Source organism: Blastochloris viridis (genome assembly GCF_001402875.1).
GTDB lineage: Bacteria > Pseudomonadota > Alphaproteobacteria > Rhizobiales > Xanthobacteraceae > Blastochloris > Blastochloris viridis.
In genome coordinates, this window is the sequence record NZ_CP012946.1 from 89,755 (window position 1) to 106,339 (window position 16,585).

General features: G+C 69.8%; 12 protein-coding genes. 8 read left to right on the forward strand and 4 right to left on the reverse strand.

Features of this window, described 5'->3' with window-relative positions; all coding sequences use genetic code 11:
• Positions 1 to 285 (forward strand): GIY-YIG nuclease family protein, encoded by a 285-nt coding sequence (locus BVIR_RS00445; protein WP_055035960.1) that lies wholly within the window; start codon positions 1 to 3, stop codon positions 283 to 285.
• Positions 286 to 502: 217 nt separating this feature from the next.
• Here BVIR_RS00445 and BVIR_RS00450 read toward each other — a convergent pair whose 3' ends face one another.
• Positions 503 to 769, reverse strand: a complete 267-nt coding sequence (locus BVIR_RS00450) for a BolA family protein (protein ID WP_055035961.1) — start codon at positions 767 to 769, stop codon at positions 503 to 505.
• Between the two features lie 87 nt (positions 770 to 856).
• On the opposite strand from BVIR_RS00450, the gene BVIR_RS00455 reads away from it, so the two are divergent.
• From BVIR_RS00455 to BVIR_RS00470, 4 genes are all read left to right on the forward strand, one after another.
• Entirely contained in the window at positions 857 to 1,477 is a 621-nt protein-coding gene (locus tag BVIR_RS00455; RefSeq protein WP_055035962.1) for a J domain-containing protein, read from the forward strand.
• A 203-nt stretch (positions 1,478 to 1,680) separates the two neighbouring features.
• Complete coding sequence (gene cobS / locus BVIR_RS00460) at positions 1,681 to 2,664, forward strand: cobaltochelatase subunit CobS (RefSeq protein WP_055035963.1); 984 nt, start codon at positions 1,681 to 1,683, stop codon at positions 2,662 to 2,664.
• A 19-nt stretch (positions 2,665 to 2,683) separates the two neighbouring features.
• On the forward strand, positions 2,684 to 4,600 hold the full coding sequence (gene cobT / locus BVIR_RS00465) for a cobaltochelatase subunit CobT (protein ID WP_055035964.1): 1,917 nt from the start codon (positions 2,684 to 2,686) through the stop codon (positions 4,598 to 4,600).
• 8 nt (positions 4,601 to 4,608) lie between these two features.
• Entirely contained in the window at positions 4,609 to 5,625 is a 1,017-nt protein-coding gene (locus tag BVIR_RS00470) for an esterase-like activity of phytase family protein (protein WP_055035965.1), read from the forward strand.
• Between the two features lie 217 nt (positions 5,626 to 5,842).
• On the opposite strand, the gene BVIR_RS00475 is transcribed toward BVIR_RS00470, so the two are convergent.
• The 3 genes from BVIR_RS00475 to BVIR_RS00485 form a co-directional block, all read right to left on the reverse strand.
• Positions 5,843 to 7,519 carry a peptidoglycan L,D-endopeptidase MepK gene (locus BVIR_RS00475; RefSeq protein WP_417852062.1) on the reverse strand — a complete coding sequence of 559 codons (1,677 nt, stop codon included), beginning with the start codon at positions 7,517 to 7,519 and terminating at the stop codon, positions 5,843 to 5,845.
• Between the two features lie 301 nt (positions 7,520 to 7,820).
• Complete coding sequence (locus BVIR_RS00480) at positions 7,821 to 9,911, reverse strand: L,D-transpeptidase family protein (RefSeq protein WP_055035967.1); 2,091 nt, start codon at positions 9,909 to 9,911, stop codon at positions 7,821 to 7,823.
• A gap of 203 nt (positions 9,912 to 10,114) precedes the next feature.
• On the reverse strand, positions 10,115 to 11,629 hold the full coding sequence (locus BVIR_RS00485; protein ID WP_055035968.1) for a sigma-54-dependent transcriptional regulator: 1,515 nt from the start codon (positions 11,627 to 11,629) through the stop codon (positions 10,115 to 10,117).
• 302 nt (positions 11,630 to 11,931) lie between these two features.
• Between BVIR_RS00485 and BVIR_RS00490 the strand changes: the two genes are divergently transcribed.
• From BVIR_RS00490 to BVIR_RS00500, 3 genes are all read left to right on the forward strand, one after another.
• Positions 11,932 to 13,749: a M3 family oligoendopeptidase gene (locus BVIR_RS00490; protein WP_055035969.1), complete on the forward strand. Its 1,818-nt coding sequence runs from the start codon at positions 11,932 to 11,934 to the stop codon at positions 13,747 to 13,749.
• 221 nt (positions 13,750 to 13,970) lie between these two features.
• On the forward strand, positions 13,971 to 15,140 hold the full coding sequence (locus BVIR_RS00495; RefSeq protein ID WP_055035970.1) for an alpha/beta fold hydrolase: 1,170 nt from the start codon (positions 13,971 to 13,973) through the stop codon (positions 15,138 to 15,140).
• An 83-nt stretch (positions 15,141 to 15,223) separates the two neighbouring features.
• Positions 15,224 to 16,582 (forward strand): ABC1 kinase family protein, encoded by a 1,359-nt coding sequence (locus tag BVIR_RS00500; RefSeq protein ID WP_055035971.1) that lies wholly within the window; start codon positions 15,224 to 15,226, stop codon positions 16,580 to 16,582.
• The last annotated feature ends 3 nt before the right edge of the window (positions 16,583 to 16,585 follow it).

Consider the following 16,585-nt stretch of genomic DNA (forward strand, 5'->3'; position numbering starts at 1 on the left):
ATGGCCGGTTGGGTCTATATCCTCGCCAACCGGCCGAATGGCACGCTCTATGTCGGCGTGACCGCCGATTTGCTGCGCCGGGTCTGGCAGCACCGCACCCATGTCACAGGCGGCTTCACCGTACGCTATGGCGTGATGCGCCTCGTCTATTTCGAGGAATGCGCCACCATGCCCGACGCCATCCAGCGCGAGAAGAACATCAAGCACTGGCCGCGAGCCTGGAAGGTGCGGCTGATCCACTCTCTCAATCCGGACTGGGATGATTTGTACGGGTCGCTGTTATGAATTTGGGCTTGGCAGGAAGTCGTGGATGGCCGGGACAGGCCCGGCCATGATGAGCCAGGTTTTTGGCGGTCGAGTGCTTTGATCGAGCCTTAACCGGAAACGCGCCAAAACGAGAGGCGGTTTTGAAAACACAGGCGCTGTCGATCATGTCGTCATGGCCGGGCTTGTCCCGGCCATCCACGTCTTGATCTCGACTTGCTGCGGGGGTTGAAGCCGTTCACTCCCCCGGCGCGTTCGCGTGAACCGCCAGCGCGTGGATGCCGGCCTCAAGCTCGGCCTTTAACGCCTCGTTCACCATGCGGTGACGATCCAGCCGGGTCTTCCCCCGGAACGCCTCCGCCACGATATAGACCCGGAAGTGGCTCTCGCCACCGGCGCGGGCGCCGGCGTGGCCGGCGTGGCGGTCCGATTCGTCGATGACCTTGAGGTCGGCGGGGTCGAGCGCGGCCTGGAGGCGGCTCGCGATGCGTTCGGCAGCTGTCATGTGTTATCGATATGGACGGCGTGACCCGCCGGTCAATCCGGGCCAGCCTTTCTTGTTCGCCGGCACCCGACTTCTCATAATTCGATCATGAAGCTGAACTCGCCCCTGTTCGATCGCATCCGCGCCGCCCGCCAGCCCAAGGAGGAGCCGGTGGTGCAGCGGCGCGGCCCGCTGTGCCAGTGGCCGGGCTGCCAGGGCGAGGGGACCCACCGCGCGCCGAAAGGCCGCGGCCGCGATGGCGACTACCTGCATTTCTGCCTCGACCACGTCCGCCAATACAACCAGTCCTACAACTACTTCGCCGGCATGAGCGACGACGAGGTCGCCGCGTGGCAGAAGGCGGCGATCACCGGCCATCGCCCAACCTGGAAGATGGGCGTCAACGGCGTCCACGCCGCGGCCCACAAGGCGGAGGCGGCCTACGAGGCCGGCGAGTTCGCGTACGGCAATCCGTTCCGGGTGTTCGGCGCCCCGGCGGACGAGGCCAAGGCCGAGCCGCGCGGGCGGATGATCCGCAACGGCGAGCGCAAGGCTTTGGCCGCGCTCGACCTGGAGGTCGACGCCACCCGCGAGGAGATCAAGGCGCGGTTCAAGGTGCTGGCCAAGCGCCACCACCCCGACGTCAATGGCGGCGACACCTCCTCGGAGGAGAAGCTCCGCGACATCATCTCCGCCTACAATTATCTGAAAGGCGCCGGGCTGTGCTGAGGCGCGGCCTCGCGCGGGCCGGCCGCGGGTCTGGCCGAGTTCGCTCGCCGGCTCTATAAAGTTGCCGGCATGTCGAAATTTGCCGGCACGCTGCGACCGCCGCCGGTTGGCGGCGGCGAAACATCCCGGTTAGGATTCGGGCGGGCTGCGCCGGCGTTCCGGCGGCGGCCGCCGGTTTCCCGCCGCGGCAAGGATTTGAGTTCATGACGCCCACTGTGTCCACGGCCCCCGTCCCCGACATGAAGGTGTCGGTCCGCCAGGTGTTCGGCATCGACAGCGATCTCGACGTGCCGGCGTTCTCCGAGGCCGAGGACCATGTGCCGGACGTCGATGCCGACTACGTGTTCGACCGCACCACCACGCTCGCCATCCTGGCCGGCTTCGCCCACAACCGTCGGGTGATGATCTCGGGCTATCACGGCACCGGCAAATCCACCCACATCGAGCAGGTTGCGGCCCGCCTCAACTGGCCGTGCGTGCGCGTCAACCTCGACAGCCACATCAGCCGCATCGATCTGATCGGCAAGGACGCCATCGTCATCAAGGAGGGCCACCAGGTCACCGAATTCCGCGATGGCATTCTGCCCTGGGCCTATCAGAACAACGTCGCGCTGGTGTTCGACGAGTACGATGCCGGCCGCCCGGACGTGATGTTCGTGATCCAGCGCGTGCTGGAATCGTCCGGCCGGCTGACGCTGCTCGACCAGAGCCGGGTGATCCGCCCTCACCCTGCCTTCCGGCTGTTCGCCACCGCCAACACCATCGGCCTTGGCGATACCACCGGGCTCTATCACGGCACCCAGCAGATCAACCAGGCCCAGATGGACCGCTGGTCGATCGTCACCACGCTGAACTATCTGCCGCACGACAAGGAAGTCGAGATCGTGCTGGCGAAAGCCAAATCGTTCCGAAACGACAAGGGGCGCGACACCATCTCCAAGATGGTCCGCTTGGCGGATCTGACCCGAAACGCCTTCATGAACGGGGAGCTCTCCACCGTGATGAGCCCGCGTACCGTGATCACCTGGGCCGAGAATGCCGATATCTTCAAGGAGCTGGCGTTCGCCTTCCGCGTCACCTTCCTCAACAAGTGCGACGAGCTTGAGCGGCCGCTGGTCGCCGAGTTCTACCAGCGCTGCTTCGGCCACGACCTGCCCGAGTCGGCGGTGAACGTCGCGCTCACCTGAGGCGGGAGCACCCAGCAGCATGGCCAGCGATCCGCGCTCAGGCTCCAACCGCGGCAAGACCGGCGCCCGCGACGCGCCGACCGAGCCGTTCAAGCGCGCGGTCGAGACCTGCCTGAAGTCGATCGCCCGCCGCCCCGACCTCGACGTCGGCTTTGCGCCGGAGCGGCCGAGCGTGGCCGGCACCCGGGTGCGGCTGCCGGAGCCGCCGCGCAAGCTGACGCTGCACGACGCCGAGATCATCCGCGGCCACGCCGATTCGATCGCGCTGCGTCTTGCCTGCCACGACACCGCCGTCCACCGCCGCCTGGCGCCGGACAACCCGGAGGCGCGCGCGGTGTTCGAGGCGATCGAGCAGGCCCGGGTCGAGGCGATCGGCGCGCGCCGCATGACCGGCGTCGCCGGCAACCTCGCCGCCATGCTGGAGGACCGCTACCACCGCGCCAGCTTCTCGGACGTCACCGACCGCGCCGAGGCGCCGCTGGCCGACGCCTTGGCGATGATGGTGCGCGAGCGCCTGACCGGCCGCGCCCCGCCGACCGGCGCGGAGAAGGTGGTGGCGCTGTGGCGCGACGTCGTCGAGGCGCGGGCCGGGCGCGATCTCGACAAGCTCACCGGCCGGATCGACGACCAGCGGCGGTTCGCCGAGACCGTGCGCGACCTGCTCGCCGCGCTCGACATGGCCGAGGGCCGCGACACCGAGCCCGACGAGGACGACGACGACGGCGCCGACGACAAGCGCGAGGACGAACAGCAGAGCAAGTCCCTCGACGAGGAAGCCCTCGAAGGCGTGAGCGAGCAGGATACCGAGCTTGCCGCCGACGAACTGCCCGAGGGCGCCAGCGAGGCCGACGACGCCCCCTCCAGCGACCTGCCGGAGGATGCCGATATCGGCGAGGCCGAGGACGGCGGCGAGCCGTGGCGGCCGCGCCACCCGCTGCCGAACGACCCGCGCGGCTCAGACTACAAGCCCTTCACGGCCAAGTTCGACAAGATCGTCCACGCCGAGGATCTGTGCGCGCCGGATGAGCTGGAGCGGCTGCGCAGCTATCTCGACAAGCAGTTGTCCCACCTGCAGGGCATCGTTGCCCGACTCGCCAACCGGCTGCAGCGGCGGCTGCTTGCCCAGCAGAACCGCGGCTGGGACTTCGACCTGGAGGAGGGCCTGCTCGATCCGGCGCGTCTTGCCCGCGTGGTGATCGACCCGATGCATCCGCTGTCGTTCAAGATGGAGCGCGACACCAAGTTCCGCGACACCGTGGTGACGCTGCTGATCGACAATTCCGGCTCGATGCGCGGCCGGCCGATCACGGTGGCGGCGACCTGCGCCGACATCCTGGCGCGCACGCTGGAGCGCTGCGGCGTCAAGGTCGAGATTCTCGGCTTCACCACCCAGGCCTGGAAGGGTGGCCAGTCGCGCGAAGCGTGGCTCGCCGCCGGCAAGCCGGCCGCGCCCGGCCGGCTCAACGACCTGCGCCACATCATCTACAAGTCGGCCGACGCGCCGTGGCGGCGGGCGCGCAAGAACCTCGGCCTGATGATGCGCGAGGGCCTCCTGAAGGAAAACATCGACGGCGAGGCATTGGCCTGGGCCCACGAGCGCACGCTGGTGCGGCCGGAAAACCGCAAGATCCTGATGATGATCTCCGACGGAGCGCCGGTCGACGACTCAACGCTGTCGGTCAACCCCGGCAACTATCTGGAGCGCCATCTGCGCTGGGTGATCGAGGAGATCGAGACCCGCTCGCCGGTCGAACTGATCGCGATCGGCATCGGCCACGACGTCACGCGCTACTATCGGCGGGCGCTGACCATCGTCGATGCCGAGGAACTGGGGGGCGCGATGACCGAGAAGCTGGCGGAACTGTTCGAGGAAGACGCCGCGCCCAAGCACCGTTCCGAGCCCCGGCCGGGCCGCCGCCGCCACCGCGCCGCGTGAGCCGCCCCATGCGCAAGGTTGTTCTCGCCGTCGTGGTCGCCGCGGTGGCATCGGTCGGCGCCGCCGCGGTTGCCACCGCCAAGCCCAAGGTGCTGCCGGTCCAGCCGGAAGCGATCGCGGTCAAGGCGGTTCCGATCGCCCACTTCGACCCGCGCGAGCCGGAGAGGCGGCGGTTCGGCAAGCTGGAATATCGCGGCGGGCTGGAACTGACCGCGGGCAACGCCGCCTTCGGCGGTTGGTCGTCGCTGCGGCTCGATCCCACCGGCACCCGGATGGTGGCGGTATCGGACGCCGGGGTGTGGCTGACCGGCCGGCTCGAATACACCGACGGCCGGCTCAGCGGCCTGGCGGATGTCGAGATCGCGGCGATACGCGGCTCGGCCGGCGAGACCTTGAGCCGCATCGGCCGCGCCGACGTCGAGGCGCTCGCGGTCGACGGCACCGCCTGCTACGTCGGCATCGAGCGGGTGCATGAGATCCGCCGCTACGATTGTTCGGGTGCGCCGTTCGCCGCCCGCGGCATCCCCCAGCCGGTGCCGTCGGCGCTGAAGAAGATGCCGCGGAACAAGGGGCTGGAGGCGCTGGTCGCGGTGCCGCGCGGGTCCCCTCTCGGCGGCAGCCTGATCGGCATCACCGAGGCCGGCCCGACCGACGGCGAAGATGCCCTGGGCTTCATCATCGACGGGTCGCGGTTCGGGCAGTTCCGCGTCAAGCTCAGCAACGACTTCTCGGTCACCGACGCGGCCATCGCCGGCCAGGACCTGTTGGTGCTGGAGCGGCACTATTCGCTGTGGCGGGGGGTGTTGATGCGGCTGCGGCGGATGGCGCTCGCGGCGATCGTGCCGGGCGCCGATGTTGACGGCGAGGTGCTGATCGAGGCCGGCCGATCGCAGCAGATCGACAACATGGAAGGGCTCGCGGTCCACACCAATGCCGCCGGCGAGACCATCCTCACCATGATCTCGGACGACAATTTCAGCTTTTTGCAACGGACGTTGCTGCTGCAGTTCGCGCTGGTCGAGTGAACGAAGTTCCGGATGATCCGGCGGGATCCCGGAAACGCGTGGCGAAAAATCCGTGATCGAAACGAGATTTCCTGGCGCTCCGACGGATGAAACGTCGGCCTGGTGCCACCGGCCGGATGCTGACGCTTTCGCCTCGGCTCCACCGCGGGAACCACGCGCGGCCACCGGCGTTTTTGGCCGGACGGGCGGTTCTCCGGCGCTCGGCCGGAGAACCCTATCAGTGCGTGGAGCGCTTGCCGTCGGCGCCGCCGAGGGCGGCGACTTCGAAGCGGGCGATCGGCAGGGCCAAGATCGCCGGGCCGGCGAAGTGGTCGGCGGCGAGTTCGGCCGGGTCACGGCTGAAGCGGACGTCGAGCGCGCCGTGCGAACCGCGCAGCAGCGCCGCGGCGGTCTTGGTGTCGGGGTGGCGCAGGTCGACCGCGGCATTGCCAAGCCGGGCGGTGGTGATGAGGCGCGGCAGGCCCGGCCCCTCGGTGCGCGGCGCGGTCAGGCGCGGCGCCGGGTCGCGGCGCGACGGAGCGGCGGTGGTCGGCGCCGCCGAGGCAACCCGGCTGGGTGCCGTTGAAGCTGCGGCCGGCAGCGGGCGCGGCAGCGCATTCTCGCTGGCGTAGGCCAGCGCCGGGGTCGAATCGGCGGCGGGTTCGTCGCCATTGGTGATCAGCGCCGGCAGGCCGCGGGACACGCCGGCGGTGAGGTCGCCTGCCGGCCGCGACGAGGCTGAGGCCAGGGCGAAGCCGTCGTTCGGCGCGCGGACGGGGCGGGACGGCGGCAGCGGGGCGTCGGCTGAGGTATCCTGCGGCGCCGGCGCGACGCCGGCGGGACCGCTCACCCAGCGCATCGCGCTTGCCGGCTGGGTCACCGGCCGCGGCGCCTCGGCGAAATTGCCGGGCGCGCCGGCCTGGGCGACGCTGATGGTCGATTCGAACGGACGAACCGAAACCGCGGCGGCCGGGCTCGAGGCGGCGGTGAGCGGCAACGGCATGCCGGAGGGCCGCGCCGGCGGCAGCGGCACGTTCGCCTGCGCGAGTTGAATCGGTTTGGGCGGTTCGGCGGTCGCCGGGGCCTGCGGCGCGCGGGCCGACTGCCGCTCATCCGAACTGTCGCCGCCGAGCCAGGCGAACACGCTGCGGCGCGGTGCCGCGGCGGCGGCATTGGCGGAGGCACCGCTCGAGCGGAACAGCGCGCGGCCGTCGTCGGTCAGCTCCTCCACGTCCGGCCCGTCGCGGGAGGCGAGCACGGTGCGGCCGCGGCTGGCGCCGCCGCGCTGATCGAGCTGGCGGGCGGCGACCTCGTAGCCCGGCATCGGGCGGCCGTCGGCAGGAAGGTGAACCGTCTTGCCGTCCGGGAACACGCGGGCGAGCTGATCGCGGGTCATGCGCGGCCAGTGGCGGACGCTGGCGGTATCGAGGTGAACGAACGGCGAGCCCGAGCTGGGATAGAAGCCGACGCCGCCGCGCTGGAGGCGAAGGCCGGCCTCGCGGATGGCGGACAGGCCGACGCCCGGAATGAACAGGTCGATCGCCTTGCCCACGGTGTGCTGGGAGAACTGGGCGACGCCGCGGCTGCGGGAGCGCAGCATGGAGTTGGTGGCTGGCGCGCGGTAGCCGCAGACGACCTCGACCGGCGCCCTGGCGTCGACGTCGCGATAAACTTCCCACACCACGTCGAACAAATGCGGGTCCATCTTGATCATTTCCTGGCGACGCCAGTCCCGCATGAACCAGTTCAGCTTCTTCAGCGCGTCGTCGTCGTAGCGGCCATCACGCTTGTAGGTGAGGGTGATCGACTCGCCGGTATGGGTGTGATGGAAGGACAGTGTGCGCGTGTCGCCGTTGGCGATCGCGTCCTGGGTTCCGCGGACGCCGAACACCACCGCGGCTGCGGCGAGCGTCAGGCAGAACAGGCCGTTGCGACCATGGCGGAAAAAGGTCGAGCGGGAGAGATACCGCACACTCACTGAGCCGGTCCCCGATTTCGCGACGAGACACTAAGGCGCACGCGGCCCTGGCTCGCGTTCGCCAGGGTGAACGTTGTCTTAATCGGGTCCGGTTAATGGAGACTTAGCACCCGCCCCCGACGTGCTTCAGCTCTGGTAAGCAGGGAACATGGCGAAAATCTGCCGCGCGCCGAGAAGCGCTCGTTTTATGGTTAAGCGCGGCGGCTAATTGCAGGTTAAAGTCGGCCAAGGCCGAGTATCAGCCGCGGCGCGGCGGGCGAAGGCCGAACAGCTCTTCCAGGAATGTGGGCGGTGGTCCCACCGGCCTCAGTTCCGGCGGCTGGGTCAGCGACACCGGCTTGGGCGAGGACGGCCGCACGAACGGCCGCACCGTGCCCTCCAGGCCCAGCAGCGCCTTGACCTGGGCGTTGTGGCGGTAGACGTCATCGCGCACCACCAGCGCTCCGGTTTCGTCGACCATGGCGGTGAAGTAGACCACGTGCACCGGGAACCGCTCGCGGAACTTGATGATGTGTTCCTCGCGGCCGAACATCGACTCGATGCGCGAGGGCGGCCAGCTCTCGCCGGGCATGCCGAGGTCGAACACCACTTCGCCGAACTTGAGCGGCTCGTGCACCCGGATGCAGCCATGGCTGAAGGCGCGGACGTCGCGCTGGAACAGCGAGCGCGACGGGGTGTCGTGCAGATAGACGTAGTGCTGGTTGGGGAACATGAACTTGATGCGGCCGAGCGCGTTGCGCTCGCCCGGCGGCTGGCGGAACGAGATCCGGTTGGGGTCGACGCCATAGACCTCGTAAGGATCGACCACTCGGCCATTGACCACAACCTCCAGGCCCTGACGGGTGATGGCGTCGGGGTCGGAGGCCAGCAGCGGCAGCATCTCGTTCCGGACGATCGACGGCGGCACGTTCCAGGCCGGGTTGATCACCACATAGTCCATGTTCTCGCTGAACACCGGCGTCGGCGTCGCCGGCTTGCCGGTGACGACGCGGGTGCGGTGGATCATCCGGCCGTCCTGCCAGATCCGGACGGTGAACTCGGGGATGTTCACCATGATGTGGGTGCGGCCGAGCTCGCGCGGCAGCCAGCGCCAGCGCTCCATGTTGGCGATGATGTCGTTGACGGTGGCGGTCCGATCGCCATGGAGCGCGGCGAGCGTCTGCGACCCCACCACGCCGTCGGGCGAGAGGTCGTGGGTGTCCTGGAACGCCTTCACCGCCTCGACCAGCTCCGGGTCGTAGGTCGTGGCCGACGCGTCACCGGCCACCCCGAGCCGGGCGCGCAGCGCCGGCACCCGCGGGTCGCGGCCGCCCGGCCGCAGCAACGGTCCGGCCGGAATGCGGGCGGGCTCGTCCGGCGCGGTGGCAAGGCGCATCTCGGCCAGAATCGTCTTCAGCGCGCGATAGCCCGCGTGCGGCGGGTTGTAGGCGGCGAGCGCCGCGCCGGGGTCGGCGGCCGCGGCCAGCGCGGCGAGCACCTCGTCGGGCTTGGGAATGGTGCGGCGCGGCGTCACCAGCGGATGCACCCGCGCCGGGTCGAACCGTCCGGACATGGCGTGGCGGGCATAGGTCACCGCCGCGATCGAGGTCTTCAGCTCGGTCGCCGCCAGTGCGGCGGCGTCGGTCGGCTCGGGCGCGGCGGGCAGGGCGTAGTCGGCGGGGGTGAGCCCCTCGGCGGCGGCGTCTGCCAGGGTGGCGCGCACCTTGTCGGCGCGCGGCGAGATCGCGCCCTGCTCGAGCCACAGCGGCTTGAAGCCGCGCGCCTCGTAGACCGGCAGCAGCGCCTCGCGCAGCTTCTTGTCCTCGCCCTGGGCGGTGCGGTCGGTCAGCGCCGCGCGCAGCGCCTCGCCCACCGCGGCATCAACGGTGGGCCGAACCACCACCTCGGCCGGGCGCGGCGGCTGGGCCACCGGCGCGGCGGCCGGCGTGGCGGTTTCGGCGGCGGGTTGGGCCGGCGGCGCTGCGGTTTCGACCGGCGGGGCGATATCCTTCAGGCCGGGCGGCGGCACATTGGCAGGCTCGGGCACCGGCACCAGCGCGTCGATCGAGGGTGGGGGCGCTGCCGCCTCGGCGGGCGGCGGTGCCGCGGCCGGCTCGGCCGGGGCTGCGGCCTCAGCCGCGGGCGGCTCGCCATCCGGCTCGGCGACCTCATCGACCGCAACCGGATCCTCCGGCTCGTCGAACAGCGGGCCGTCGGCGTCGGCAGGCGCGGCGTGGACCGGCGGCTCTGGTGCGGTGTCGGGGGTGGCGCGGGCCTCGGCGGTGAGCAGACCGGCCAGCAGGGCGGCGATCGCAACACCGGTGAAAAATCGGGCGGACCCAGAACGCATCGTGTTTTTCCCCGCTGCCATTCGTGAACGGACCTGATCTGATTTGCCCGATGGCGACAACTCACCACGCCGTCATCGAGGCTTTTTTCCGAACGCCCCGAGTGGGTCCGGCGATGGTGGACCAGCCTCGGCACCGCCCCCGGGATGTACGCGGCGAGGCGGCGATCGGACGACCAAACCCGGCCGGATCGGGCCGGGTTCAGTCAGGCTGGAAGCGCGGCGGCCAGGGTGACGCCGGTTTCGATGCCGGCCTCGGCCTCGGCTTCGGCGTCGAGCCCGAGGTCCTTCAGCCGGCGGTAGAGTGTCGAGCGGCCGATGCCGAGCCGGCGCGCCACCTCGGTCATCTGGCCGCGATAGTGGCGGATGGCGTGGCGAATGACGGCGGCCTCGACCTCCTCCATCGCCACCACGTGGCCGCCGGGGCCGGTCAGCGGTAACGACTCGCCGGGCTCGGCGGCGAGCTGCACCGCCGGCACCTCGGCCGCGAGCGGTATCTCGCCCGGCTCGACCTCGAACGGCGCCAGCGGCGCCCCGTCGTCGATCTGGGCGGCGATCTGCGGGAACTCCGCCACCGTCAGTTCGTCGGTTTCCGCCAGCACCACGGCGCGGAACACCGCGTTTTCGAGCTGGCGGACGTTGCCCGGCCAGGGATAGCCCGCCAGCATCCTCAGCGCCTCGGCCGATACCGCCCGCACCCGTTTGCCTTCCTCGGCGGCGAAGCGCACCGCGAAATGGCGCACCAGCTCGGGGATGTCCTCGGGCCTGTGCCGCAGCGGCGGCAGCACGAGCGGGAAAACCGCCAGCCGGTAATAGAGGTCTTCGCGGAACTGCCCGGCCTTCACCCGCGCCAGCAGGTCGCGGTTGGTTGCGGAGACCACCCGCACGTCGACCTTCACCGTGTGGCGGCCGCCGACCGGGTCGACCTCGCCGGTCTGCAGGGTGCGCAGCAGCTTGACCTGGGCATCCGGGGACAATTCCCCGATCTCGTCGAGGAACAGCGTGCCGCCGTCGGCCTCGACGAACTTGCCGATGTGGCGGTCGAACGCGCCGGTGAACGCCCCCTTTTCGTGGCCGAACAGGATGGACTCGACCAGGTTTTCCGGGATCGCGCCGCAGTTGACGGCGACGAACGGCTTGGCGCGCCGCGTCCCGGAGCCGTGGATGGCGCGCGCCGCCAGCTCCTTGCCGGTGCCCGATTCGCCTTCGATCAGCACCGGAATGCTGGAGGCGGCCGCCTTGTGGGCAAGCTTGAGCACGGCGGCCATGCGGGAGGACCGCGTCAGGACGTCGGAGAAGGTGAGGGTGCCCGCGCGCGAGCGCTTGAAGCGGCGGATCTCGCTCTCCAGCGCCCGGGTCGCCAGCGCGTTCTGGATCGACACCGCCAGCCGCTCGGCGCCAACCGGCTTGACCACGAAATCGACCGCGCCGGCGCGCATCGCCGACACCACCGCATCGATCGAGCCGTTGGCGGTCTGCACGATCACCGGCACCGCGCAGCCCTGCTCGCGCAGCCGCGTCAGCACCGCCATGCCGTCGAGGTCGGGCATCACCAGATCGAGCAGCACGGCGTCGACGCCGCCCTCGCGCTGCGCCAGCGCCTGGAGCGCCGCCTCGCCGCTGTCGACCGCCACCACGGCGTAGCCGAGGCGCCCGATCGTCGCCTCCAGCAGCCGCCGCTGCACCGGATCGTCGTCGACGACCACAATAACTCCGCTCATACCCAACCCGATCTGTGCCGTTCTGACGCAAACCTGCCGGCGGATCGTTAACGTACCGCTAACCCAACCTCGACGCTTGAGCGAAAGTTCGGCTTGTGCCCCTTTACGACGTGGCGTGATGGCCGATTCACGCTCTGCCCTATCGGCGCCACGAACGCCGTGTCGGGTCGGGGGCTCCGTCGCGACAGCATCTTCCGCAGGAGTGGGAACCGGTCTTGCGGAATAACATTAGATAAATCAGAAACTTGGATCGTCCGCCCGGTTCTGCCGGACCCGCGCACGATCGAGAGCGAGGCGAACTCATGACCACCGCAGCCTCTGCCCAGCCCGGCAGCCCCGAATCGTCTGCGCTCCCGGAATGGGACCTGTCGGACCTTTATCCCGGCCTGGGGTCTGCGGAGGTTGCGGCCGACCTGGCGCGGGCGGATGCTGAGTGCCGCGCCTTCGCCGATGCCTGGCGCGGCAAGCTGGCGGAGGTCGCTGCCGGTGCCGATGCCGGCCGGCAGTTTGCCGCGGCGGTGCGTCAGTATGAGGCGCTGGAGGAACTGCTGGGGCGGCTGATCTCCTATGCCGGCCTCGTCTATGCCGGCGACAATTCCGACCCCGCCCGTGCCAAGTTCTTCGGCGACATCCAGCAACATGTCACCGATGCCTCCTCGCATCTGTTGTTCTTCGAGCTCGAGCTCAACCGGCTCGACGATGCCTTGATCGACGCCGCGCTGGCCGATCCGGCACTCGTCCACTGGCGGCCGTGGTTCACCGACATCCGCAAGGAGCGGCCCTATCAGCTCGACGATCGCCTCGAGCAGCTGTTCCTGGAAAAGTCGGTCACCGGCCGCGCCGGCTGGAATCGGTTGTTCAACGAGACCATCTCGGCGCTGCGGTTCGAGGTGGGCGGGCGTGAGCTGACGCTGGAGCCGACCCTCAATTTGCTGCTGGAGCCGGACGAGGCCAGCCGCAAGGCGGCGGCCGATGCGCTGGCCGCAACCTTCCGCGACAATCTGCGCACCTTCACCCTGATCACCAACGTCCTGGCCAAGGACAAGGAGATCGCCGACCGCTGGCGCGGCTTCAAGGACGTTGCCGACAGCCGCCACCTCGCCAACCGGGTCGAGCGCGAGGTGGTCGAGGCGCTGGTCTCGAGTGTCCGCGCCGCCTATCCGCGGCTGTCGCACCGCTATTACGCCCTCAAGGCGCGCTGGTTCGGCAAGGACGCGCTCGACCACTGGGACCGCAACGCGCCGCTGCCCGAGGTCGAGCAGAGGAGCTATTCGTGGCCGGAGGCGCGCTCAACCGTGCTCGGCGCCTATCGTGCGTTCTCGCCCGAGCTGGCGGGCATCGCCGGCCGGTTCTTTGAGAACAACTGGATCGACGCGCCGATCCGCGCCGGCAAGGCGCCGGGCGCGTTCTCGCACCCGACCGTGCCGTCGGTGCACCCGTACGTGCTGATGAACTACCTCGGCAAGCCGCGCGACGTGATGACGCTGGCGCACGAACTTGGCCACGGCGTCCATCAGGTGCTGGCGGCGCCGAACGGCCCGTTGATGGCGCCGACCCCGCTGACATTGGCGGAGACGGCGTCGGTGTTCGGCGAGATGCTGACGTTCAAGGCCATCCTCAAAGCCACGCCCGACCGCGCCCAGCGCAAGGCGCTGATCGCCGCCAAGGTCGAGGACATGCTCAACACCGTGGTGCGGCAGATCGCGTTCTATACCTTCGAGCGCAAAATCCACGAGGCGCGGCGGGATGGCGAGCTGACGGCAGAGGAAATCGGCCGGTTCTGGCTTGAGGTGCAAAGCGAAAGCTTGGGAACCGCGATCCGGCTTGGCCCCGGCTACGAGACGTTCTGGACCTATATCGGCCATTTTGTCCACGCGCCGTTCTACGTCTACGCCTATGCCTTCGGCGATTGCCTGGTGAACTCGCTCTATGCCGTCTATGAGCGCGCCCCGGACGGCTTTGCCGAGCGCTATCACGACCTGCTTGCCGCCGGCGGCACCAAGCACCACTCCGAGCTGCTCAAGCCGTTCGGGCTCGACGCCCGCGACCCGGCGTTCTGGCAGACCGGGCTTGGCATGATCGAGCGGCTGATCGGCGAGCTGGAAGCGCTGGAAGCGTAGTTGGGTGTGCAATCGCGCCGCAACATCCGCGCCCGCAGGACGGACAGCACGCCCGTCCTGCGGCGCGTGCATGCTGTGGTGCATTATGCGCACCGGCGGCGGAGATTGGCGGCGGTCGGCGGCGCGGCCGCCGGACCAGTCCGGCCACTGGGCAAGGGTAGCGGATAACCATTGATTCGGGGCCGGCGCTGCGGGATGCTGACTGCCTGCGGGAGGCCCCCATGCGCTCCGACCACCCGACACTCTGGACGGCCACGCCGTGGGAGGTCGCCTTCATCGCCGCCGCGGCGATGACCGAAGCCGCCTGCGGGTTTTCCGAGCAGGTCGCTCACCTGCTGTCCGGCGCCGCTGCCCCGTCCGAGCCGTTGGCCTGGACCACGCCGAACCGGGTTCGCCTCGACCTTGCCACCATGCGGCTGCGCGACTTCTCCACCGGCACTGCCGGCGTCGCCACCCTGATTGCCGCGCCGTTCGCGCTGCACACCGCGGTGATCGCCGACCTCGCGCCCGGCCACAGCCTGGTCGAGCGCCTCCTCAATGAGGGCGTCAAACGCCTCGCCGTCACCGACTGGCGGTCGGCGACGCCGACGATGCGCGACCTCTCGATCGACAGCTACCTCGCCGAACTCAACGTCGCGGTCGATGAGCTCGGGCCGCCGGTCGACCTGATCGGCCTGTGCCAGGGCGGCTGGCTGGCGCTGGTCTATGCCGCCCGCTTTCCCGCCAAGGTGCGCGCGTTGGTGCTGGTGGCCGCCCCGATCGACACCGAGCGCGGCGACAGTGCGTTGTCGGCGCTGGCGCGTGCGACGCCGCTGCCGGTGTTCCAGGCGGCGGTGGAGCGGGGCGGCGGCCGCATGTCCGGCGAGACCATCCGCGCCGCCTGGCCGAAAACCACCGAGCAGGCCTGCGGCCAGGCCCGGCGCGACCTCGACCTCGGCCCGGACGACATTGGCCCGCGGGCGGAGGCGGCGCTGGCGCGCTACGCCGCCTGGGACCGCTGCGTGGTCGATCTGCCCGGGCGGTACTATCTCGACATCGTCGCGTGGCTGTTCCAGCGCAACCTGCGGGCGCGCGGCGGCTTTCCTGCCCTCGGCCGCACCATCGCGCTCGCCGACGTTCGCCACCCGCTCGCCCTGATCGCCGGCGGCGAGGATATCGTGGCGCCGGCCGAGCAGGTGCTCGCCGCCGCCGAACTGGTCGGCGCCGCGCCGCCGGCGATCCTGACCCGGCTGTGGCCGAGCAGCCATGTCGGGCTGTTCGTCGGCGCCCGCAGCCTGACCGAGGGCTGGCCGGAGATTGCGCGCTGGCTCTGCGCGCAGCGCCGCCGGCGCGTCGTTGTCCGCGGCCATGCGTCCATCCGCCCCCTCGCGGGGCCGGCCGAGGTCGGCTAACAGGTCCGGCTCCCCTCTCCGGACATGGTATTCCGGGCCCCCGCCCCTATATCTTCGGACACACGGGGCATGCGACCGGAACCATGACAGACAGCGAACAGAACCGATTTTCCGCCCGCGCCACCCGCTATGCCCGGGTCGGCGCCAATGTCAGCGGCATGGCGGCCAGGATGGTCGGTTCGCGGATGCTGGGACGGTTCGACCGCCAGGCGAATGCCGCCGACCTCAGCAACATGCTCGGCGGGCTGAAGGGCCCGATCATGAAGGTTGCCCAGCTGATGGCGACCATTCCCGACGCGCTGCCGCCCGAATACGCCGACGAGCTGCAGAAGCTGCAGAGCGAGGCGCCGCCGATGGGCTGGCCGTTCGTCAAGCGCCGCATGGCCGCCGAACTCGGGCCGGAGTGGCAGAGCCGGTTCGGCAGCTTCGAGCACAAGCCCGCCGCGGCCGCCTCGCTCGGCCAGGTCCACAAGGCCACCGCGCTCACCGGCGAGGCGCTGGCGTGCAAGCTGCAGTACCCGGAGATGCAGTCGGCGGTCGAAGCCGACCTCGCCCAGCTCGACATCGCGTTCGCCATTCAGCGCCGGGTCGATCCGGCCATCGACACCCGTGAGATTGCCCGCGAGATCGGGGCGCGCCTGCGCGAGGAGCTCGACTATCGCCGCGAAGCCCGCCACGTCGCGGTCTACCGCCACATGATGGACGACGTGCCGGACGTGCGGGTGCCGCGGGTGTGGCCGGAGCTTTCGACCGGGCGGCTACTGACGCTCGACTGGCTCGAGGGCCGGCGCATGCTGGACTTCGTCGACCACGAGCTTGAGGTCCGCAACCGGCTCGCGACCTCGATGTACCGGGCGTGGTGGCTGCCGTTCAGCCGGTTCGGCATCATCCATGGCGACCCTCACCTCGGCAATTACACCGTGTTCAGCGAGGACGGCGTGCCGTCGGGCATCAACCTGCTCGATTACGGCTGCATCCGCATCTTCCCGCCGTCCTTCGTCGGCGGCGTGGTCGATCTGTATCGCGGTCTCCAGCAGGACGATCACGAGCGCGTTGTTCACGCCTATGAGCAGTGGGGCTTCAAGGGGCTGAAGCGCGAGATCATCGACGTGCTCAACATCTGGGCCCGCTTCATCTACGGCCCGGTGCTGGAAGACCGGGTCCGCACCATCGCCGACGGCATCGCTCCCGGCGAATACGGCCGAAAGGAAGCGTTCGCGGTCCACCGCGCCTTGACGGAAATGGGACCGGTCACCGTGCCGCGCGAATTCGTGTTCATGGACCGTGCCGCCATCGGCCTCGGCGGCGTGTTCCTCCGGCTGCGGGCCGAGGTCAATTTCCACCGGCTGTTCGAATCCGCGATCGAGGCGTTCTCAGTGGAAAAGGTAGCGGCGCGTCAGGCCGAGGCGCTGGCGATGGCGGGGCTGTCGCCGACGCACTGAACT